Source organism: Hydrogenophaga sp. 70-12, assembly GCF_001897365.1.
GTDB classification, from domain to species: domain Bacteria; phylum Pseudomonadota; class Gammaproteobacteria; order Burkholderiales; family Burkholderiaceae_C; genus Hydrogenophaga; species Hydrogenophaga borbori.
Window position 1 is genome coordinate 1,575 of record NZ_MKSS01000301.1, and the last position, 455, is coordinate 2,029.

Here is a 455-nt window from a genome sequence, read left to right on the forward strand (position 1 = left end):
ACCGCCACGACCTGGCGCGCCGGCTCACGCCGCGCGGCGAGAAGCAGGCCGCGCGGATGGCGGCCTGGCTGGACCGTCAGTTGCCCGAGGGCGCGCGGGTCTGGAGCAGCCCGGCCGCTCGTTGCGAGCAGACGGTGATGGCGCTGGGCCGGCGCTACAAGCTGAGCGAGGCGATCGCGCCCGAGGCCAGCGCCGAGGCCCTGCTGGACCTGGTGCAATGGCCGGCGGGCAAAAGCCCCGTGCTGGTGGTGGGCCACCAGCCCACGCTGGGCCAGGTGGTCGCGCGCCTGCTCGGTTTCACCGAGGACGATTGCTCGGTGAAAAAAGGCGCGCTGTGGTGGCTGCGCCACCGCGAGCGCGCCGGCGTGGGCGAGACCGTGGTCGTGACGGTGCAGACGCCCGAGATGCTGTGACGCCGGCTCAGGCGGCCTTGGCGGGCGCCTTGCGGGGAGCGG

The 455-nt window shown here is 74.3% G+C and carries 1 protein-coding gene; it reads left to right on the forward strand.

From position 1 onward, the window contains the following. Positions 1–413, forward strand: a 413-nt coding sequence (locus tag BGO22_RS16175) for a SixA phosphatase family protein (RefSeq protein WP_502686476.1), incomplete at its 5' end; no start/stop codon positions are given. Positions 414–455: the final 42 nt, after the last annotated feature.